Below are 20,716 nucleotides of genomic sequence, written 5' to 3' on the forward strand. Positions count from 1 at the left end.
TAAGACCCCTACCCACCACCTACGCGAACACGACAGTCCGCCGCCCGTTCAGCAGAATCCGCCGCTCAGCGTGCCACTTCACGGCCCGAGCCAACGCCTGGCACTCCACGTCCCGCCCGATCCCGACCAGCTGATCCGGCGTGACACCGTGCCCCACCCGCTCGACCTCCTGCTCGATGATCGGCCCCTCATCCAGATCCGCCGTGACGTAGTGCGCCGTAGCCCCGATCAGCTTCACACCCCGCGCATGCGCCTGGTGATACGGCTTCGCCCCCTTGAAGCTCGGCAGGAACGAGTGGTGGATATTGATGATCCGCCCGCTGAGCTGCTTGCACAGATCGTCCGACAGCACCTGCATGTACCGAGCCAGCACCACCAGCTCCACCCCCTCCTCCCGCACGATCTCCAGCAGCCGCGCCTCAGCCTCCGGCTTCGTGTCCTTCGTCACAGGAATGTGGTGGAACGGAATCCCATAAGAACCCACCAGCTCAGCAAAGTCCGTGTGGTTCGACACCACACCGGCGATATCCACCGGCAGCGCCCCGATCCGCGCCCGGAACAGCAGATCGTTCAGACAGTGCCCGAACTTGCTGACCATCAGCAGAATGCGCATCTTCTCGTCGGCCCGGTTGATCTGCCACTCCATCTGGAACGAGTCACCGATCGCCGCAAAGCTGGCCCGCAGCTTCTCCACCGTCACCGGCGCATCCGCCGAGAAGTGCACCCGCATGAAGAACAGTCCCGTGTCATGGTCACCGAACTGCTGACTGTCCTCGATGTTGCAGCCGGTCATGAACAGATAGCTCGACACGGCGTGCACAATGCCCTTCTTGTCCGGGCACGACAGAGTGAGGACGTACTGATCGGCCGGCACGGCCGCGGCTCGGCTGGTGGACTGCTCGTTCATGCAGCACAGGGTCCCACACGGACCTCCGCACCCAGAAAAAGCAACCTCAGGCCGACCGCGTCATGATCCGCAGCACCTCAAGCGTCCGAGGCACCGCATCCGGATCCTCCCCATCGCTCACAGCCATCCGCACATGCGCGTCCCGAGCCGCCCGCACCGCCTCCGGCCACGCCGGATGCTCGACGTACGACGACACCGGCGCATCCGGCCCCACCTGGTGCATGATCCGCAGCACCCGCAGCACGGCGGTATCCACCAGCGCCGCCTCCTGCGAGTCCCGGAATATCGTCCCGACGTACTTCTCGGCGGACCAGTGATCCAGCCAGGTGTCCTCGACCAACCGGTACACGGCGTCGGTGACGTCCCCGTATCCCTCGACGCCCGCCAGCCAGACGTCCCGCTGGAACACCGGATCGGAGAGCATGTGCAGCGCGGAGCGCACATTGCTGCGCCAGCGCCACCACGGCATGTCGTTCAGTGGCATGCCACCCATCGTGGATGAGCGATGCCCGCGACGGGAAGAGTTCGCCGAACCTTGTACACCTTGCACACCTTGCACGGTCATCGATCGTACGTTCCTCGCCACGCGCCGTTCACCGGACCCCGCAATTCACCTGGACGTCACCCCTTGTTGACCGAGGATCACTCACGGGTTAGCGATGTGGCGGAATCGTGCGGATACATGACCGGCAGGCGACGCATCCGCAGCACATTCCTCCCCACCCTCACCAGGCCCGCCAGCGCCAGGCCCACCAGCACCAGGCCCGCCAGAACCAGGCGAGTCAGGGCCCTGCGCACAGCGGCCGCCCTGGTGGCGTGCGCGTCGCTCGCCGTCGGATGCGGGGCCGTCCCCGGCTTCTCGGGGGGCGCCGGGGACGACCCGATCACCGTCATGACCTGGGCGCCGCAGGACACCAACGCCACGAACAAGCCCGGCATGCCGGCCCTGGCCGTCGCCTACGCCCGCCAGGTCAACGCGGACGGCGGCATCAACGGCCGCAAGCTCAAGGTCATCATCTGCAACGACCGCAACGACAGCGTGAACGCCGCGAAGTGCGCCCGCCGCGCGGTCAAGGAGAATGTCGTCGCGGTCGTCGGCTCCTACAGCCAGTTCGCCGACTCGTTCTTCCCGATCCTGGAGGGCGCGGGCATCCCGTACATAGGTGGCTACGGCATCACGAACGCCGAGTTCACCAGCCCGCTGTCCTACCCCGTCAACGGCGGCCAGCCCGCGCTGCTGGCCGGCCTCGGCAGGCAGCTCGCGAGCGACTGCGGCCCGGTCGCGCTGGTCCGGCCGGACACCATCGCCGGTGACGAACTTCCCAACCTGCTCAATTCGGGCCTTGAGACGGGCGGTCACCGGGATGTGGCCGATGTGCGCGCGGCGGAGGACGCCACCGAGTTCTCCGCGCAGTCCGAGCGGGCCCTGACCCAGGCCACCACGGACCCGACGGAGACGGGCTGCGTGGTGCCGGCGCTCGGCGACCGCACCAACACCTTCATGGACTCCTTCCGACGCGCCCGCGAGGACTACCCCGAGGTGCGCCTGGGCACCGTGCTCGGCAGCGTCGACCAGACGGTCATCGACTTCACCGGCGGCGCGTCGAGCCCGTACGAGGGCGCGTACATCACCGGCTGGTACCCGGTGGAGGCCGACAAGCGCTGGGACCCGATGAAGAAGGTCATCCGCGAACAGGCCTTCACCGACACCCGTATCGACCCCGCCGACGCGGGCGTGCAGACCACCTGGATCGCGTACACCGTCCTGGAGGCCGTCGTGAAGTCGCTCGGCGACGGCGAGGTGTCCTCCGACACGGTACGACGCACCCTGGACGACGGTTTCAAGGTCACCACCGGCGGGCTCACCCCGACCCTGCGCTGGCAGTTCCAGGACGTGCTCGCCTCCGTCGGCTTCCCGCGGCTGGTCAACACCGACGTGACCGTCCAGGTGGTGAAGGACGGCCAGCTGGTGGCGGCACGCCAGGGCGCCCTCGATGTGACGAAGACCCTTCAGGGCGCCGAAAGCCAGGGCTGAGCGGCCGCGCCTCACAGCTGGGTCGGCTGGCGCTCGGTCAGGCCGTACTTCCGGGCGATCGCGTTCCACAGCTTGGCGGCCTCGGCCTTCTGCGTGGTGGCGACGCCGCTCTCCCGGTTGCCGGCGGCGGTCTGGCCGGTGGAGCGGGCCTGCCCCTTCTTGCAGAGTTTGCCCTTCTGCCCGGCGACCTGGTCGGCCCAGGCGGCGTAGTGGTTGTCGGCGGCCGCGGAGGCCTTCCAGGCCTTGTTGAGCGCGGCGGTCAGCGCGGCGTGGTCGGGCAGCTTGTCGACGGTGAGCCCGGACAGCTGGGTGACCAGGTTGTTGCGCTGCTGAGCCGCACCGCGCAGATCCTTGGCGGCCTGGGCGAGGTTGTCGCAGGTCTTCACGTCATTGACGGCGTTGATCACCGTGGCCCGGCTGGCGCCGCTGTCGGCGAGGAGCTTGTCCAGGGCGATGGCCTGCTGCTCGGCCGGATCGGCGGACGGCGAGGCGGACGTGTCCGACCCGGAGGGCACGGGTGACGCGGCGGAGACGGTCTTGGGGTCGTCGTTCTGCCCACCGCCGCCCCCGTCGGCGAGCAGCGCACCGGCGCCTATGCCGACGACGGCGATGGCGATCCCGCAGGCCGCGATGAGCGGCACCTTCGAGCGGGTACGGCCCTCGCCGTCCCGGGAGGCCCGCCGACCCTGAGCCGGGCCGGGCCCTTCGTACGACCGCTGCGCGACGGCATGTCCGGCGTCCTGCGGCCCCTGGTAACGGGGCATGTACTGGGTGGCCCCGGCCTGGCCGCCGTCGGCGCCGGGCCCGCTGCGGAAGAGGTTGTCGAACTCGGCGGGCGGCTGCCGGTCCCCGTACGCCCCCTGCCCGGGCACGGGCGGGATGTACTGCGTGGCCTCGGCATCGCCCCCCGGGGCGGCGGGCAGCGGTCCGGCCGCAGCGCCGCCCTCCTGGGCCCGCCCGAGGTAGGTCGTCGTCTCGGCGGGCCGGTGAGCGGACCCCCCGGACGGCATCTCGGGCGGCAGGGCTCCGGGCCCGACCGGCGGGATGTACTGAGTGGCCCCGTCGTCACCGGAGGCGGAGGCGGACACGGGCGGCAGGTACTGAGTAGCACCCTCGTCGCTGGGCCCACCGGCGACGGGCGGGATGTACTGGGTCGCGCCGTCCGGGGCGTGGTACGGAGCGCCCCCGACCGGCGGAATGTACTGCGTGGCCCCCTCGTCGCCGGACGCGCCCGCGACCGGCGGTATGTACTGGGTCGCCCCGTCGTCGGCCGACGGCAGCGGCATCCCGGGCGCCCCATACCCGGCAGGCGGCAGCGACCCACCCGGCGCCCCATGCCCGGCAGGCAGCAGCGGCGCCGAGGTCCCCGGCGCGGGCAGGGGCGCGGGCGCGCCCTGACCCGGCGTCCCGTACGCCCCGTAGGACGCCTGTGCGCCACCGTCGTACGACGCCTGCGCACCCCCGCCGTACGCCTGCCCCGGCGCCCCCTCGGGTGGGAGCGGCCCCGGCTGGTCCTGCCCACTCCAGTGAGCCTGCTGCTGTGCGCCCCACGGCTCGGCGGGCGGTGTCTGCCAGTCCTGGCCCGGCGGCGGGGCCGGGGCCTGGTGCTGGCCGGGGCCCCACGGCTGGCCCCAGGCCTGGCCGCCGGGCGGCGCCGAGGCCGGGGCGGGGCCGCCGGCAGGGGCGCCGTGCTGCGGGCCGACGGGCCGGTCGGCGGGTCCGCCCGTCATGCCCGGCAGCAGCGGCTCGCCACCGTCGGAGGGCAGCACGATGCCTTCGCGCGCGGGCCGCGCCGAGGGCTCCTCGCCCTGTCCACTCTGCGTCACCGGGACTCCTACGAATGGGGGACCATCGGAATCGTCGGCTCACGCTACCGGGTCCCCCGAGCCCGTTGCCACGCAGCACAGGACCTGACCTTCTGCCCTGTGACCGCCGTAACAAAACCGGCCCGCGGCACGCTGTTTATGTCACCTCCTGCTCCCGGGGCCCTCGTTTCCCGCACGTTCACGCACCCGCGGGGCATATTTCACGCGGCCGCCTGGAGGTCCAGTCGCGCTCCGAACTCCCTTACCACGGACTCTTCCTGGAACGGCTCCAGCCGCTGCTGGAGGTCATCCAGATACTCGGCGCCCCGGTTGGAGCGGAGGGTCCCCAGGAGCTCCACCGCCTTCAGTCCCGTGTGACAGGCCTGTTCGATCTCGCGCTGCTGCACCTGTGCCGTGGCGAGCAGCACATAGCCGATCGCCCGCCTGCGCGCGCGGGACTCGGGGTGGCCATCGAGGGACTCCTGCGCGCAGCGCGCCGCCGCCTCGGGCTGGCCGAGGTCGCGGTGGCAGTGGGCCAGTTCGTCGGCGAGGTAGGCCTCGTCGAAGTGCGCGATCCACGCCGGGTCGTCGCCGGAGGAGTCGTCCGCGTGCTCCATGGCGGTCACCGCCCGCCCGGAGGCCGCCTGGGCGGCGAGTGCGTCGCCCATCAGGGCGTGCCCGCGTGCCTCGGCCGCGTGGAACATCGCCTCCGCGCGCGGGGTCACACGTCCGCGCGCCCCCTCCTGTGCCGCCCGCGCCAACTGGGCGATCTCCCGGGGGTTTCCGAGCTGTGCGGCCAGGTGGCTCATGGACGCGGCGAGCACATACCCGCCGTAGCCTCGGTCCCCGGCGGCCTGTGCGAGCCGCAGCGCCTGGATGTAGTAGCGCTGGGCGAGGCCCGGCTGCCCGGTGTCGACCGCCATGTACCCGGCGAGTTCGGTCAACCGGGCCACGGACGCGAACAGTTCCCGCCCGACGGCCTCCCGGTACGACCCGGCCAGCAGTCCCGAGACGACGCTGTTGAGGTAGTGCACGACGACCGGGCGCACGTGCCCGCTGCCGTACTGGTGGTCCAGGTCGACCAGCGCCTGGGTCATCGCCCCCACGGCCGCCACGTCGGACTGGCCCACGCGTGGGCCCGCCGAGCGCGCCACCTGCGCGTCGGGTGCGGAGATCAGCCAGTCGCGGCTCGGCTCGACCAGCGCGGAGGCCGCGACGGACGAACCGGACAGGAAGTCCCGGCGCCCCACGTCACTGCGCCACAGCTCGCAGACCTGCTCGATGGCTCCCAGTACCGTCGGCGAGAACTGGAGGCCGACACCCGAGGCGAGGTTCTTGCCGTTGGCCATGCCGATCTCGTCGATCGTGACCGTACGGCCGAGCTTGCGGCCGAGCGCCTCGGCGATGATCGCCGGCGCGCGTCCGCGCGGCTGCTGTCCGCGCAGCCAGCGGGCCACGGACGTCTTGTCGTAGCGCAGGTCGAGACCGTGCTCGGCGCCGCACATGTTGACCCGGCGGGCCAGCCCGGCGTTCGAGCAACCCGCTTCCTGGATGAGCGCCTGCAGCCGTTCGTTCGGCTGCCGCGCGACGAGAGGCCTTGCGGCCATTGGCGTACCCCCTGAGGCTGCGGTGCCTGCCCACACACCGAGTTGTTGTGTCTTCCACGACCGGGACCCCCGGCCCCTGCGGGAGCGAGGAATTCCGGCCCTGAAGATCAATGCCCCGCGGACATACCGAAAATGCGAGGCTTGCGAGGATTGCCGGGGTAAAGGCGGTTGCCACCCCACACCTGGCTACCCAGCTACCGCCGCCGATCCTCCTGCGCGCCCCCACACATGCACCCATGCGCCCCACATGCCGAATCGATGCTCCTCCCCCGCGCGCGGTCCGGCCGTAACCCCAGGTTGGGCTGGGAGTTGAGTGGAGCGTGGAAGAGACGATCCCGGCCACCGAAGCCGCACAGATTCCGAAGCAGCGTGGGGAATCGCTGCTGGACACCGCCGTTCGCTATGCCGAGGAACGCCACTGGGACGTGTTCCCCGGCACCTGGCTGGAAGCCGTCGACGGGGTGCAGCGCTGCTCCTGCGGCGACGCCGCGTGCGGTGCGCCGGGGGCGCATCCGGCCCGCCCGGACTGGGCGACGCAGGCGACCGGCAGCGCGACGGTCGCGCGGCGGATGTGGCAGAAGCAGCCGAACGCGTCGATCCTGCTGCCGACCGGGCGTACGTTCGACGCGATCTCCGTGCCGGAGACCGCCGGGTTTCTGGCGCTGGCCCGGATGGAGCGGATGGAGCTGACGCTGGGGCCGGTGACGCTGACCCCGGACCGGCGGATGCAGTTCTTCGTGCTGCCGGGCGCGTCGGTGAAGGTTCCCGACCTGGTGCGCAAGCTGGGCTGGTCGCTCGGCTCGCTCGACCTGGTCGTGCTGGGGGAGGGCGGTTACGTCGCCGCGCCCCCCACCCGTTACGGCTCCCGCGGCCGCGTCCAGTGGGCCTGCCGCCCCACCCCCGCGAACCGCTGGCTGCCGGACGCCGAGGAGCTGATCTCCCCCCTCGCGTACGCCTGCGGACGCGACCGCTGACCAGCCCCTCATGACACGGCTCCCCGTAGGGTTCTCACATGAACGAGGGAGCACGGGTGGGCACAGCCGCCGTACGCATACAGGGGCTCTGGAAGCGGTTCGGGGAACAGGTCGCCGTCGCCGGGATCGATCTGGAGCTGCCCGCCGGCCGGTTCATCGGGCTGGTCGGACCCAACGGGGCCGGTAAGACCACCACGCTGTCGATGGTGACCGGGCTGCTGCGGCCCGATCAGGGGACCGTCGAGGTGGTCGGGCACGACGTGTGGCGGGACCCGGTCGAGGTCAAGGCCCGGATAGGGGTGCTCCCGGAGGGGCTCAGGCTGTTCGAGCGGCTGTCGGGGCGGGAGCTGCTGGCGTACACGGGCCGGCTGCGCGGCCTGCCCGGCGCCGAGGTCGACAAGCGGGCCACCCAGCTGCTGGACGTCCTCGATCTGGCCGGTGCGCAGCACAAGCTGGTCGTCGACTACTCGACCGGCATGCGCAAGAAGATCGGGCTCGCCGCCGCGCTGCTGCACAACCCCGAAGTGCTGTTCCTCGACGAACCCTTCGAGGGCGTCGACCCGGTGTCCGCGCAGACGATCCGGCGCGTACTGGAGCGGTACACCGCCTCTGGAGCCACCGTCGTCTTCTCCTCCCATGTGATGGAGCTGGTCGAGTCCCTGTGCGACTGGGTGGCCGTGATGGCCGCCGGCCGGATCCGCGCCCACGGCCCGCTTGCCGAGGTCCGCGGCGACGCCCCCACCCTTCAGCAGGCCTTCCTCGAACTCGTCGGCGCGCACGACCGCGACGCCGCCTCCGACCTGGACTGGCTGGGCGGCGGCGTCCGATGACGAGCACGACCACCACCCTCGTACAGCTGAAACTGTCGCTGCTGCGGGGCGGCCTGCGGCAGTCCACCGGGCGGCGCGCCGCCTACATCGCGTCCGCGGTGTTCACCCTGCTGTTCGCCGCGCTGCAACTGCTCGGCCTGATTCTGCTGCGCGGCAACGCGCATGCCGACGCCGTGATCGTGCTGCTGGTGGCCGTGCTGGCGCTGGGCTGGGCGGTGATGCCGCTGTTCTTTCCCGGCGGCGACGAGACGCTCGATCCGACCCGGCTGGTGATGCTGCCGTTGCGGCCCCAGCCGCTGGTGCGGGCGCTGCTTGCGGCCTCGCTGGTGGGCATCGGGCCGCTGTTCACGGTGTGCATGCTGATCGGTTCGGTGCTCGCGGTGGCGCACGGGGCAGCGGCGTACGTCGTCGGAGTCGTCGCCGTCGCCCTGGCCCTGCTGGTGTGCGTGGCCCTCGCGCGGGCCGTCGCCGCCGCCAACCTCCGGCTGCTGACCAGCCGCAAGGGACGCGATCTGGCGGTGCTGAGCGGGCTCGTCATCGCCGTCGGCGCGCAGCTGGTCAACTTCGGGGCGCAGCGGCTCGGTTCGGCCGGTCTTGGCCAGCTCGAACCGGCGGCCGACGTGCTGCGCTGGGTGCCGCCCGCCTCGGCGCTGGGCGCGGTGGACGCGGCGAGCGAGGGCTCGTACGGCATCGCCGCCGCCCAACTCGCGCTCACCGCGCTGGCCCTGGCGGCGCTGCTCGCGGTGTGGGCGCGGCATCTGAACCGGCTGATGACCTCGCCGGACGGATCGACGCTCCAGGCCATGGCCGAAACGGCCGTACGCGGCCGCTCGTCCACCGGTATGGCGCGACTGCTGCCGGGCGGGCGGACCGGGACGGCGATGGAGCGCAGCCTGCGGTATGTGTGGCGCGACCCGAAGACCAAGGCGGCCTGGGTGACCTCGCTGGCCATCGGGCTGATCGTGCCCGTGTTCAACGCGTTGCAGGGCACCGGGTCGATCTACTTCGCGTGCTTCGCCGCAGGCATGCTCGGCATCCAGATGTACAACCAGTTCGGGCAGGACACGTCCGCGTTCTGGATGGTCGCCATGACCATCTCCTCCACCCGGGACGCGTACGTCGAACTCCGCGCGCGTGCGCTGGCCCTGCTGGTGATCACCCTGCCGTACGCCACGCTCGTCACCGTCCTGACCACGGCGATGCTCGGCGACTGGCCCAGGCTGCCGGAGGTGCTGGGGCTGTCGTTCGCGCTGCTCGGCGCGATGCTGGCGACCGGGGCGTGGACGTCGGCGCGCTTCCCGTACTCCATCCCGCAGGAGGGCTACAAGAACGTCGCCCCCGGCCAGGTGGGGCTCGCCTGGATCGCGATCTTCGGCGGCATGGTGGCCGCGGCTCTGCTGTGCGCGCCGGTCATCATCCTGACCATCCTCATCAACACCAGCGCCGACGGCGACGCGTGGAGCTGGCTGCTGCTGCCGGTGGGGACGGCGTACGGGGCGGCGCTCACCTACCTGGGGCTGCGGCTGGCGGCGCCGCGCACGGCTCAGCGGCTGCCGGAGATCCTGACGGCGGTCAGCAAAGGCTGAGCGGGCCGGGGGCGCTGCCAACTCCTGTTGTTCTCCTGACCTTTGGGCTTACGATCCGGAGACGGCAGTCGGCGTTGGGGGCGCGAGTGGCCAGATGGTTCGGCAAGTCCAGGCAAGTACGGCCCGGCGACGACGATCCGCTGGGCACCGCCGACGAGCTGCGGCTGGCCTACGGTCAGACGGGCGATCCGGGCCTGTTGCGCCGGGCGATCCAGGCGGCGGAACAGGCCAAGGACCGCTATCCGGCCGACGATCCGCACCACGCCTCCAGTCTCTCCGCGCTGTGCATGCTGTACCGGCTGCGCTGGGAGCGGGAGCGGGACGCACGGCTGCTGGAGAGGTCGGTGGCGTACGGGCGTCAGGCCGTCGACGCCTCGCCGCCCGGCGACCCCGAGCTGGGCCGGCACATGTCCTCGCTGGCCACCTCACTGCAGGAGGCCTTCGACCGGGGCGGGCGGCAGCAGGACATCGACGAGGCCGTCGCCCTCTACCGCGGCTGCCTCGACCTCCTCCCGCCCGACCACGCCGAACACGCCGGGCAGGAGTCCAACCTCGCCAACGCGCTGCTGCGCCGGGCGCAGCGGTTCCCCGACCCGGCGACGCTGGAGGAGGCCGTACGCCACGCCCGCGCCGCCCTCGACCACACCCCGGCCCACGATCCGATGCACCCGGTGCGGCTGGTCAACCTCGGCGGGGCGCTGCTCGGGCTCGTACAGAGCGGGCAGGTCCGGCACGCCGCCGAGGCGCAGGCGATGTACGAGCGGGCCCTGCGTGAGCTGCCCCGCACCCATCCCGCGTACGGCTCCGTCCAGGGGGCGGTGGAGCGGATCCGCTCCTTGCGCAGGACGCTCGGCATCTGAGCCGCGAGGGGCCTGAGGTGGCGGAACTGCGCCTTGAGGTACGGGACTTCGCGGGCCTCGACCGGTGGCGCTGGGAACTGACCGAATCGGACGGCGGGCGGGTACTGGCCCGGCACGAGGTGCGCCTCGACCCCGACTGCGCGCCGTACGAGGCCTTCCTCGACATCCCCGGTCATGTGCGGCGGCATGCCGCGCCCGACCAGCGGGTGGAGCGGGAGCGGGAGATCGTGCGGGAGGTGGGCGCGTGGATCGGCGCGGAGATCCTCGGCCCCGTCGCAGATGTCCTGCTTGCGGCCGCCCCGGTGGTCGTACGGGTCGTGGTCCCGCCGGACGTGCCCGAGGCACGGCGCCTGCTGTACGTACCGCTGGAACTCGCTCACGTCGACGGTCGGCCCCTCGCTCTGCGGAACGTGTCCCTGGTGATGCAGGTCGGGGACTCCTACGACCCACCTGAACCGGCGGCCGGAAGGCGGCCGGTGCGGGTGCTGGCGCTGTTCAGCCAGCCGGAGGGGAGCCGGGCGCTGAACCTGCGCCGGGAGCGGCTGGCGCTGACCCGGCTGTTCGCCGATGCCGAGCGGGACGTCGAGGTGCGGACGCTGCAGTACGGGGTGACCCGGGAGCGGCTGCGGGAGGTGCTGGCCGAGGGGTGGGACGTCATCCATGTGTCCGGGCACGGGGCGCCCGGTGAGCTGCTGCTGGAGACCGGCACCGGTGGGATGGACCGGATCCGGGCCGAGGAGCTGGGGGCGCTGCTGGGCGCGGCGCGCGGGGTGTCGCTGGTGACGGTGTCGGCGTGCTGGTCGGGGGCGTTGACGGTACGGGAGCAGCGGCGGGCGCTGGGGGTGGCTACGGCCGGGGTTCCGGTGGACGAGGGGGACGAGGGGGCTCGCTCGGACGGGGTGGCCGCGCTGGCCGGGGAGTTGGTCGAGCGGCTCGGGTGTGCGGTGCTGGCGATGCGGTACCCCGTGGCGGACCGGTTCGCGATCGCGCTGGCGGAGGGGCTGTACCGGCGGCTGATCATCGAGGGCCGGGTGTTGCCGGAGGCGCTCTGTGGGGTGCTGGAGGAGGGGGAGTCGGCGTTGGAGGTGGCGACACCGGCGTTGTTCGGGGCACGGGCGGCCGGGCTGCGGCTGGAGGCACCGCCTCGGCGCGCGCCGCACCTCGACCTCGACCTCCCCGAACTCCCGCCCCTCCCCGATCACTTCGTGGGCCGGGTGGCCCTCATGGCGCGAGCGGGCGCCGCCCTCGCCCCGGGCAGCGGCCTGTGCGGCGTACTGCTGCAAGGCATGCCCGGCGTCGGCAAGACGGCCTGTGCGCGGGAGTTGGTGGCTACGCATGCGCATGCGTTCGACGAGGTCGTCTGGTTCAAGGCGCCGGAACGGGCGGAGACGGATGGGCGGGCGGTGCTCGCGGAGTTCGCGGTGGCGTTGGGGCTGGACGTGGCGGACGAGCGGTTCGCGGAGTTCACGGCCGCCCTCACCCGGCGTCTGCGACGCAGTCGGCTGCTGCTCGTCGTGGACCATCTCGACGGGCTCCTCTCCCCGGACGGCACGTGGCGCGACGAACGGTGGGAAGCCCTGCTCGCCGCCCTGTCCGGGCACGACGGGCCCGGACGGCTGATCCTGACCGGCCGTGTGCGCCCACCCGGCCCGGGCCCCCGGGTGCCCACGGAACCGGTCGACCTGCTGAACCCGGACGAGGCCCTGCTCCTCGTCCGGGAGCTCCCCCACCTCGCCCGCCTCGCCGACGGCCGCGCACCCGGCATGACCCCCGGCGCCGCCCGCCGCCATCTCACCGGCCTGCTGGACGTCACCCAGGGCCACCCCAAGCTGCTCGAACTCGCCGACGCCCAGGCCGCCGACCCGGCTCGCCTCGCCGCGCTGCTGGGGTCCGCCGGGCGGGCCTGGGCGGAGGCCGGCGGGGTGCCCGAGGGTTTCTTCACGGCCGACCGGACGGCCACCACGCGAGACGGTGACTACGCGCGCATGCTGCGTGTCTGGGCGGACGGCATCGCGGACGCCCTGGCCCCCGCCCCGCGCGACCTGTTCCACGTCCTGTGCTGCCTGGAGGAGCCCGACCGCACCCGCCCGGTCCTCGACCACAACTGGCCCGACCTGCGCGCGGGCCTCGGCCACCCCGACCAGCCCCTCGACCCGCTCCTCGACACCCTGGTGAGCTGCGGGCTGCTCACCCGACGGTCCGCACGGCTGCCGCACGGGCCGCAGGAGTCGTACGACATCCAGGCCGCCGTCGCCGCCGAGGGGCGGGCGCGGGCCGGAGAGACGTTCCGGCAGCTGGTGGACACGCGGATGTCCGGGTACTGGGTGCGGGTCTTCGAGATGGCGTGGACGCGGGAGGGCACGGACGCGGAGGGCGCCCATCTCGCCGGGCCGGTGCTCGCGCGCGCGGGGCTGTCGGCGGCGCCGTATCTGATCCGGCTGCGGATGTGGCAGGGCGCCGAGGCGCTGTTGCAGGCCGTGCTGCGCCGGGACGGCAGCCGGGCGACCCGGGCCCGGGTGCTGCCCGTGCTGCGGCAGCTCGCCGCCCTCGCCGCGTCCGGGACCGGCGCCCCACCGCCGCGCGGCGCGCTGGCCGAGGTGCTGTGGGCGACCGACCCGGCGGCGGCCGAACGGCAGGCGCGGACGGCCCTGGCCGAGGCGCTGGAAGACGGGGACCACACGGCGGCCGCCCTGGCGGCCGGTTCGCTGGCGGGGCTGTGTCTGCGCACCGGGCGGCTGGACGACGCGCTCGCGTTCGCCGACGCCGAGATCGCGCACGCGCGCGAGTCCGGGCTCGGGGTGTGGACGCGGCTGCTGGGCGAGGTGCACCGGCTGCATGTGCTGGTCGAACGGGGCGAGTCCGGCCGGGTGGTGGTCGAGGCGGACGTACTGCTGCGGCGGATGCGCGAGGTGCCCCGGGAGCCGGTCGGCGCGGAGGGCGTGCTGTGGTGGGAGGTCTGGGAGGAGCTGTGCGACGCCGCCCAGCGGGCCGCGGTGGACGCCGAGGAATGGCCGCGGGCGCTGGAGTACAACGCGGAGCTGCGCGCGTCCATGGCGGGCCGTGGCGCGCCGCCCGCGGAACTCGCGCAGGCCCGCTTCCCGGCGTACATGCCCCTGCTGCGGCTCGGCCGCGTCGAGGAGACGCTGGCACTGTTGGAGGAGTGCCGGGAGGTCTTCGAGGCCGCCGCCGACGATCTGCACCTGGGCGAGGTGTTCGGGGCGCTCGCCAACGTGGCGGACGCGCGCGGGCGCGGGGAGGTGGCGCTCGCCCGGGGGCGGGACAGTCTGCGGTACGCCTATCGCGCGGGCGTCCCCGCGACCATCGCCATCAGCCACGCCAACTTCGGCACCTACCTGCACTCCCATGCGCGGGACGGCTCCGGCGCGGTCGCCCACCACCTGGCCGGGACGCTGCTGGGCGTCCTCACCGGCGGCGGCCGGACCGCCCACGCTCTGGGCGCGGTGGCGGGCGATCTGCGGGAGTTCGGGGCGGATGCTCGGCTGCCCGGTGATCCGGACGCGCTGTACGCGCGCGTGGGGCAGGTTCCCGGGGTGGATCTGGGGCGGCTGCTCGATCGGCTGGTGCCCGGCGGCGAGCGGGTGCGGGAGGTGCTGGCGGAGCTGGTGCGCAAGGCACGCGGGGAGGCGGACGCGGGGGCGGTGGCCGGGGCGGTGTGGGGCATGGTGTGGGAACCGGCGATCGCGGCCCTCGTCTCCGCCGAGCGGGGCAACACGGCGGCGCGGGTGAAGCTGCGTCAGCATCTGACGCGGTACGGGGGCATGGCGCCGCAGTTCGCGGACCTGACGGACGTACTGCGGCGCATTCTCGAAGGGGAGCGCGACCCGGGTGTGGCGGCCGGACTGGGACCACTGGACGCCGCCGTGGCTCACCGTGCTCTCGGGGCGCTGCGCGGCGAGGACGAGGTGGCGGCCGAGCTGTGGCCCGCGATGCATCTCGGCCTCGCCCTGGGCAACTTCGTCGCCACAGCCGCCGGTCACCAGGGAACCGCCGACGCCAACCGCGCCAACCTCGACGGCTTCCGCACCGACCCCGCCCTGCGAGCGCTGGCCCCGGTGCTGGAGGAGATCCTCGCCGGGAGCCGCGATCCGGGGCTAGCGGGGCGGTTGCGGGAGCCGACGCAACGGGCGGTGGTGGGGGCCGTACTGCGGTGCCTCAACGGGATTGAGGGAAGGGTGGGTTGAGAGAAGCGTGGAGGGAGGGTTCGTGGTGGAGGAACCGCGACTGAACGACGTACGGCTCGGGCCGGACGGCTCGCTGGAGTACTTCGACGGGACCGGGTGGGTGACATATCCGGACGTACCGGACGACGACGGCGCGCCTCCGAACGCCGTGAGCAGGGGGGACGACGTCCCGAGCAGAGACGACGGTACGTCGTGAGCGTGCCGCCGCCTCCCGACAGTGGCCCGGCGACCCCGTTCGACGCGCTGCCCTCACCCCTCGACGCCGTGCCCGAACTGCGGGCGGCGGCGCGGTGGATGATCGCCGCGTTCGGGGCGGTCGGTGCGGCGTTGATCGGCGTCGGTCCGCTGGTCGCCGTAGGCAAGGTGCACGGGCTCGGGGACGCGCTGGTCGCCGGTGCCGCCCTGCTGCTGGCGCTGGCCGGGGTCAGCCTCGCCATCTGGCAGGTCAGCCGGGTGCTGGAGCCGCCGGTGACCACGACGGCCACGCTCGCCGACCCGGCCGTACGCGGCCTGCGCGAGCTGATCGACGCCGCGCCCGCCGACTTCTTCGGCTCCGCCGCGACCGGCGTGGACGACCTGCTGCGGCACCGCGCCGTCGCCGCGAACATCCAGCGGGCGATCGCCGCCGAGCCCGACCCGCGGCGACGCGAACTGCTCCGCCATCACCTCGCCCGCGCCCGCGCCAACGTCACCCGCACCGACCCGTATGTGCGCTGGCTGCTCGCCATGACCCACGTCTGGCAGATCCGCGCGGCCCTGCACAGGGCTCGGCGCTGGTGCCTGCTCGCGGTGCTGCTGGTGACGACCGGGGCGGTGGGGTTCCTGACGGTCACGGGGAGCTGAACGGCTGCGCGGGTACCGTTATTGGCCCTCTCACTCGCCGAACGCCGCCTCCAGAAACGGCTCGATCGCCGCGCGCCACGCCTCCGGCTGGTCGTAGTGGACGAGATGACCGGCGTCGGCGACCTCCGCGTACTCACCGCGGGGCAGCACGCGCACCATCTCCTGCGCCTCGGCCCGCCCGAGTTCGCCGTCGAGGCCGCGGACGACCAGGGCGGGGCACCGGACCTGGGCCAGCTCGTCCCAGTGGGCGTCGTACACCCAGGTCTCGCGGGACTTCAGCATCTGCTCGACGTCGAAGACGGGCCGCCAGCCGTCGGGCGACTCGTGCATCACCTCGGCGTAGAACGCGCCACGGGCCGGATTCGGCCGCTCCACCCAGGGGTCGTCCTCGCCGAACCACTTGCGTACGTCGGCCAGGGTGGCGAAGGGGACGGGCCAGGACGTGAACCAGTCGGCCCACTCGCGCTGCGAGGCGGCGCCGAGGGCGGAGGCCCGCATGTCGCAGATGACCAGGCCGCAGACCAGGTCGGGGCGTTTGGCGGCGAGCTGCCAGGCGGTCAGCGCGCCCATGGCGTGGCCGATCAGCACGGCGGGGGCGAGGCCGAGCTGTTCGAGGGCGGCCTCGGCGTCGTCGACGTACGCCTCACGGGTGTACGCGGCCTGCGGGGGCTTCTCGCTCTGGCCGTGGCCGCGCTGGTCGAGCGCCACGGCGCGGTGGCGTTCGGAGAGCCAGCGGGCGGTGGAGGCCCAGTGGGAGGCACGGCCCATCAGGCCGTGGAGTAACAGCACGCCGGGTGACGGGTCGGGGTCGGTTTGGGCGGGGTCGGGGTCGGTCTTGGGTGGGTCGCCGAACTCCCAGGCCGCGAGTCGTACGCCGCCCGCCCCGGTCACGTCGATGCGTCGCGCCATTCGTGCCGGCACCCCCCAAGCTCCGCTCGGACCCGCTCGTACCTGTGCTAGCCGTGCTCTCGCCTACGGTCCTGCTTGATCCGCTCTACCTGCTCGCTCCGCTTGTCCTACTCGTCGTACCGCGCATCCCTCGGGGCTGGTTCCGCCCCCGCAGACTATCGAATGGGTATTCGAGAATGGGCTTTCTGGCGGCAACACCCCTCGTTTGAGTGACGCCGCTCCAGGAATGATCCCGGCCCCCCAGGGGAGATCTTCAGCGGGAGGCGGACCGCTCGGGGAAAACGGTCCGAGGGGGATGACCCTGAGAGCTCGGGGCTCCGGGTCAGAACAGGGGAGGACAGGCCCCGGCGCCGCACGGCGCCGGGGCTCTCCATTCGACTCCGGCACATCCCCACCCCGCCCCCTCAGGCCCGATGCTCACGACAGCCTGGCACGTCAGACGTCCGGGCGCTGCGATTCGGCACACCGAGTCCAGGATTCGACGCGATCGACGAACCCCGCGAGGTGAACGCTCAGCGCTTGGCGACGAACACGTGGGAGGCGACGTCCGACTCCAGCTCGGCCGCCTCGCCGCCACTGCCCACCAGGACCCCGCCGGCCGACTCCGTCACGCTCACCACCGAACCGGGCTGCACACCCGCCCGGCGCAGCGTGTACATCAACTGCGCGTCCGTCTGGATCGGCTCACCGATCCGGCGCACGACGACCGTCTTGCCCTCCAGGCCCGGGTCGAGGTCGGCCAGCGAGACCATGCCCTCGTCCAGGAACGGGTCGGCGCCGTCCTTCTCGCCCAGCTCCTCCAGGCCCGGGATCGGGTTGCCGTACGGCGACTCGGTGGGGTGGCGCAGCAGCTCCAGGACCCGGCGCTCCACGGCCTCGCTCATCACGTGCTCCCAGCGGCAGGCCTCGGCGTGCACCTGCTCCCACTCCAGGCCGATCACGTCGACGAGCAGACACTCGGCGAGGCGGTGCTTGCGCATCACGCGGGTCGCCAGACGGCGGCCCTCGTCGGTGAGCTCCAGGTGCCGGTCGCTGGCCACGGACACCAGGCCGTCGCGCTCCATCCGCGCCACCGTCTGGCTCACCGTCGGCCCGCTCTGGTCGAGCCGCTCGGCGATGCGGGCACGCATGGGGACCACACCTTCCTCTTCCAGCTCGAGGATGGTGCGGAGATACATCTCCGTGGTGTCGATCAGTCCGGACATACGTGCCCCTTGATTAGCTCTGCCGGAGGCTCGACCGCTCTCCGGCGCGTGCGCTGGCCCTGGCTTCAATTCTGCCGGATACCACCGACAACCGTGCCGCGCCGCCGAAACCGGGGGGCTGCATGCTGATACGTGACTGCGGGGCGACGGCTGCGCAACTGCGGGACGCGCGGCACGGACACCGCCCGTACGCCCTGTTGACCCTGTTGACATTCCACTGGTCCAGACCGCACGGTGATCCGCGACACAGGTGCGTCAAGCGGAGCGAAGGAGCTCAGATGGGCGACAGCACGCCGGCCGACCAGTATCTCGATGCCGCGATCGGTCTGCTGCAGCGCGTCCGTGAGGAGGAGGCGGAGGCCATCGCGGCCGCCGGTGCGCTCCTCGCCGACACCGTCGCCGCCGGGGGCCGGCTGTTCGCCTTCGGCGCCGGGCACTCCTCGCTCGCCGCGCAGGACGTCGTCTACCGCGCCGGTGGGCTCGCCCTGATGAACCTGCTCGCCGTGCCCGGGGTCGTCGGCGTCGACGTGATGCCCGCGACGCTGGGCTCCGCCCTGGAACGCGTCGACGGCCTCGCCGCCGCCGTCCTCGACTCCTCGCCGCTGCGCGCGGGCGACACCCTGGTGATCATCTCCCTCTCCGGCCGCAACGCCCTCCCCGTGGAGATGGCGATCAGCGCCCGCACCCTCGGCGTGCGGGTGATCGGCGTGACCTCGGTGGCATACGCCACGGAAACGACGTCACGCCATGCCTCCGGTACGTACCTGAAGGACCACTGCGACATCGTCCTCGACTCGAAGATCGCGGTCGGCGACGCAGAACTCACCCACGACGCCGTCCCCGCCCCCTTCGCCCCCGCCTCCACGGTCGTGACCGCGGCCCTCCTCCAGGCGGTCATGGCCACAGCAGCCGTCAACCTGGCCGACCGCGGCATCGAGCCCCCGCTGCTGCGCTCGGGCAACGTGGACGGCGGGCACGACTGGAACCGGCGGGTGCTGGAGCAGTACGGGGACCGGATCTTCTACCGGCACTGAGGCCGGGGGCTGTCCGGCGGGGGCGGGGGTCTGTCCCTCGGGGACGCGGACCTATCCGGCGGGCGCGGGCGCCGTCCGGCGGCGGGGGTCTGCCCTCCCCGAGGACGCGGATCTGCCCGGCGGGCGCGGCCGCCGTCCGGCAGCGGCAGGGGCGGCGGGAGTCGAGCCGGGGGCGCGGGGCTGGTCGGCGGGGCGGGGTTCGTGCCGCGGGGAGGGCGGATCTGTCCGGCGAGGGCGGGAGGGTGTCCCGCGGGGGCGAATCTGTCCAGTAAGCGCGGGCGCCGTCCGGCCGGGACGCGGGCCCGTCTCGCGCACAGGCCGGGGGGCTGCCCCGCAGGGACGGATCTGCATGGCGGGCGCGGGCGCGGTCGGGCCGAGGCAGGCGCCAATCCGGCCGAGGCAGGCGCCAATCCACCCGAAGCGGGCGTCAGCCCGGCCGAGGCGGCGTCAATCCGCCCGAGGCGGGCGTCAGTCCGGCCGCTCCCCCAGTAGCCCCGCCAGGTCCAGCGCCGCCGCGATGCGGACCGCCACATCCTCGGCGTACACCGTGTCCGACCGTTCGAAAGCGCTGCGCCCGCTCCCCCGCAGAAACGTCACGACACCGAGCGTCCGCCCCCGGCTGCGCAGTACCGCGCACAGCGCGTGTACCGCGTCGGGCGGCCACTGCCGGGCCAGTGCCCACGCGCGCGCCTGCTCCGGCGAGACACTGCCGACGCTCGCCCGGACAGTGCCGATCCGCTCCACGCACTGCAACGCCGGATGCCCCTCGCCATACCGCGTCGGCAACCCGGCCTGCCCCGCGAGCAGGCTCGGTCCCGGCGCACCCGACGGCGTACCGGCCACCCGCACCAGCCGGACCGGCCCCACGGACTCGGCGTCGGACAGCGCGCCGCCCGCCACCCGGTCGATCAGCGCGTGGTCGGCGAAACCGGCCAGCGCGAAGTCGAGGTGGACGGTCGCCGCCTCCGCCGGGTCCTCGCACTCCGCGGCCGCGCGGGCGGCCCGGTGCAACTGATTGCCGCGGAACCGCAGCAGCGCCGCCTCCTGCTCACCCTGCTTGGCCTCGGTCACGTCCTGGAACAGCCAGCCCACCCCGAGCGGAACCGGTTCCTCCGCCAGCGGCGAGGCCAGCCGCAGAAAACCGCTGCGCCAGCAACGCCGCTTCTCACCCTCCGGCGTCCGCACACTCACCCAGATCTCCGCCGGCGCGGGCGGCGCACCCTCCGCCAGCACATGCGTGAGCGCGCTCTCCAGCTCCTCCACACCCTGCGCCAGCAACTCCCCCAGCGGCCGCCCCAGCAGCGACGTACGCCCCGTGCCCAGCGCCCGCGCCGCGTGCGCGTTCACCACCGCGGGCCGCAGATCGGCATCGACGAGGACGACACCCCAGCTCGCATCCTCGAACAACGCCTCGCTCAGCGCGATGGACCGCTCCAGATCGATCTGCGCGTGCACCTCACTGAAGGCGCAGTACACCCCCGCGGGCTTGCCGTCCGGCCCCCGCACGGCCGCCGACTGCGTCCGTACGAGCACCCGCCCGCCGTCCTTCGTCAGCAGCGCGAACTCATGCACCTGGCGGCCCGGCGCATGCATGGCGGACATCAGCCGCCCCTCGACCTCCTCGGCGTCGGCACTGCGCACCGCCCACCCGGCGAAGCCGTGCCGCCCCACCGCCTCCTCCGCCGTCCAGCCGAGGATCCGCTCGGCCTCGCGGTTCCAGTGCGTCAGCACCCCGTCGGCGTCGAAAGCGCACAACGCCGCATCCATGCCGTCCAGCAGGGCGGCAAGCAGATCGGAACCACCCGAACCCTCCGGGCCGTCGGGCCCGGGCTCGTCCGGTCCGAGTTCGTCCGTGGTCCCACTACGCCGGGAAGCACTCACCTGGACCCCCTGCAGGCTGCGTCAGCACGAACGGCGCG

Annotated in this window: 16 protein-coding genes; 9 read left to right on the top strand and 7 right to left on the bottom strand. The window is 72.9% G+C overall.

Features of this window, described 5'->3' with window-relative positions:
* Positions 1–19: 19 nt before the first annotated feature.
* On the bottom strand, positions 20–907 hold the full coding sequence (gene purU, locus SSP24_RS31450; RefSeq protein ID WP_141313371.1) for a formyltetrahydrofolate deformylase: 888 nt from the start codon (positions 905–907) through the stop codon (positions 20–22).
* Between the two features lie 46 nt (positions 908–953).
* Complete coding sequence (locus tag SSP24_RS31455) at positions 954–1,472, bottom strand: SCO4402 family protein (protein WP_141313372.1); 519 nt, start codon at positions 1,470–1,472, stop codon at positions 954–956.
* Between the two features lie 117 nt (positions 1,473–1,589).
* On the opposite strand from SSP24_RS31455, the gene SSP24_RS31460 reads away from it, so the two are divergent.
* Positions 1,590–2,942, top strand: a complete 1,353-nt coding sequence (locus SSP24_RS31460; protein ID WP_141313373.1) for an ABC transporter substrate-binding protein — start codon at positions 1,590–1,592, stop codon at positions 2,940–2,942.
* Between the two features lie 11 nt (positions 2,943–2,953).
* On the opposite strand, the gene SSP24_RS31465 is transcribed toward SSP24_RS31460, so the two are convergent.
* Together SSP24_RS31465 and SSP24_RS31470 are read right to left on the bottom strand one after the other, a co-directional pair.
* A complete protein-coding gene (locus SSP24_RS31465) occupies positions 2,954–4,768 on the bottom strand; it encodes a hypothetical protein (RefSeq protein WP_141313374.1) in 1,815 nt (604 codons plus the stop codon).
* A gap of 200 nt (positions 4,769–4,968) precedes the next feature.
* Complete coding sequence (locus tag SSP24_RS31470; RefSeq protein ID WP_141313375.1) at positions 4,969–6,354, bottom strand: NsdA family TPR-like regulatory protein; 1,386 nt, start codon at positions 6,352–6,354, stop codon at positions 4,969–4,971.
* A gap of 320 nt (positions 6,355–6,674) precedes the next feature.
* Between SSP24_RS31470 and SSP24_RS31475 the strand changes: the two genes are divergently transcribed.
* The 7 genes from SSP24_RS31475 (at position 6,675) to SSP24_RS31500 (ending at position 15,649) form a co-directional block, all read left to right on the top strand.
* Entirely contained in the window at positions 6,675–7,328 is a 654-nt protein-coding gene (locus SSP24_RS31475; RefSeq protein WP_141313376.1) for a bifunctional DNA primase/polymerase, read from the top strand.
* A 38-nt stretch (positions 7,329–7,366) separates the two neighbouring features.
* A complete protein-coding gene (locus SSP24_RS31480; RefSeq protein WP_141313377.1) occupies positions 7,367–8,158 on the top strand; it encodes an ABC transporter ATP-binding protein in 792 nt (263 codons plus the stop codon).
* Positions 8,155–9,744: a transporter gene (locus SSP24_RS31485; protein ID WP_141313378.1), complete on the top strand. Its 1,590-nt coding sequence runs from the start codon at positions 8,155–8,157 to the stop codon at positions 9,742–9,744. Before SSP24_RS31480 ends, SSP24_RS31485 begins: the two co-directional genes overlap by 4 nt.
* An 86-nt stretch (positions 9,745–9,830) precedes the next feature.
* Positions 9,831–10,604 carry a tetratricopeptide repeat protein gene (locus SSP24_RS31490; RefSeq protein ID WP_141313379.1) on the top strand — a complete coding sequence of 258 codons (774 nt, stop codon included), beginning with the start codon at positions 9,831–9,833 and terminating at the stop codon, positions 10,602–10,604.
* Between the two features lie 17 nt (positions 10,605–10,621).
* The gene (locus SSP24_RS31495; RefSeq protein WP_141313380.1) at positions 10,622–14,806 is read left to right on the top strand and encodes a CHAT domain-containing protein; all 4,185 of its coding nucleotides are present in this window, start codon (positions 10,622–10,624) and stop codon (positions 14,804–14,806) included.
* Positions 14,807–14,828: 22 nt separating this feature from the next.
* Positions 14,829–15,002: a hypothetical protein gene (locus tag SSP24_RS43090; protein ID WP_167529750.1), complete on the top strand. Its 174-nt coding sequence runs from the start codon at positions 14,829–14,831 to the stop codon at positions 15,000–15,002.
* Entirely contained in the window at positions 14,999–15,649 is a 651-nt protein-coding gene (locus tag SSP24_RS31500) for a hypothetical protein (protein ID WP_141313381.1), read from the top strand. Before SSP24_RS43090 ends, SSP24_RS31500 begins: the two co-directional genes overlap by 4 nt.
* A 30-nt stretch (positions 15,650–15,679) precedes the next feature.
* Here SSP24_RS31500 and SSP24_RS31505 read toward each other — a convergent pair whose 3' ends face one another.
* Both SSP24_RS31505 and SSP24_RS31510 read right to left on the bottom strand, forming a co-directional pair.
* Positions 15,680–16,558, bottom strand: coding sequence for an alpha/beta fold hydrolase (locus tag SSP24_RS31505; protein ID WP_141313382.1), 879 nt, complete (start codon positions 16,556–16,558; stop codon positions 15,680–15,682).
* Between the two features lie 512 nt (positions 16,559–17,070).
* Positions 17,071–17,763, bottom strand: a complete 693-nt coding sequence (locus tag SSP24_RS31510; protein ID WP_020130217.1) for an iron-dependent transcriptional repressor DtxR — start codon at positions 17,761–17,763, stop codon at positions 17,071–17,073.
* Between the two features lie 278 nt (positions 17,764–18,041).
* Here SSP24_RS31510 and SSP24_RS31515 point away from each other — a divergent pair, with 278 nt between their 5' ends.
* A complete protein-coding gene (locus SSP24_RS31515; RefSeq protein WP_141313383.1) occupies positions 18,042–18,797 on the top strand; it encodes an SIS domain-containing protein in 756 nt (251 codons plus the stop codon).
* Between the two features lie 468 nt (positions 18,798–19,265).
* Here SSP24_RS31515 and SSP24_RS31520 read toward each other — a convergent pair whose 3' ends face one another.
* Positions 19,266–20,678: a PAS domain-containing protein gene (locus tag SSP24_RS31520; RefSeq protein ID WP_141313384.1), complete on the bottom strand. Its 1,413-nt coding sequence runs from the start codon at positions 20,676–20,678 to the stop codon at positions 19,266–19,268.
* Between the last annotated feature and the right edge of the window lie 38 nt (positions 20,679–20,716).

The sequence above is a fragment of the Streptomyces spinoverrucosus genome (assembly GCF_006539505.1).
GTDB classification, from domain to species: domain Bacteria; phylum Actinomycetota; class Actinomycetes; order Streptomycetales; family Streptomycetaceae; genus Streptomyces; species Streptomyces spinoverrucosus.

Coding starts and splice junctions, on each gene's coding strand:
- SSP24_RS31485 (WP_141313378.1), top strand. CDS start 8,155: ATGACGAGCACGACCACCACCCTCGTACAGCTGAAACTGTCGCTGCTG.
- SSP24_RS31515 (WP_141313383.1), top strand. CDS start 18,042: ATGGGCGACAGCACGCCGGCCGACCAGTATCTCGATGCCGCGATCGGT.
- purU (WP_141313371.1), bottom strand. CDS start 907: ATGAACGAGCAGTCCACCAGCCGAGCCGCGGCCGTGCCGGCCGATCAG.
- SSP24_RS31505 (WP_141313382.1), bottom strand. CDS start 16,558: ATGGCGCGACGCATCGACGTGACCGGGGCGGGCGGCGTACGACTCGCG.
- SSP24_RS31455 (WP_141313372.1), bottom strand. CDS start 1,472: ATGACCGTGCAAGGTGTGCAAGGTGTACAAGGTTCGGCGAACTCTTCC.
- SSP24_RS31510 (WP_020130217.1), bottom strand. CDS start 17,763: ATGTCCGGACTGATCGACACCACGGAGATGTATCTCCGCACCATCCTC.
- SSP24_RS31480 (WP_141313377.1), top strand. CDS start 7,367: ATGAACGAGGGAGCACGGGTGGGCACAGCCGCCGTACGCATACAGGGG.
- SSP24_RS31470 (WP_141313375.1), bottom strand. CDS start 6,354: ATGGCCGCAAGGCCTCTCGTCGCGCGGCAGCCGAACGAACGGCTGCAG.
- SSP24_RS31460 (WP_141313373.1), top strand. CDS start 1,590: ATGACCGGCAGGCGACGCATCCGCAGCACATTCCTCCCCACCCTCACC.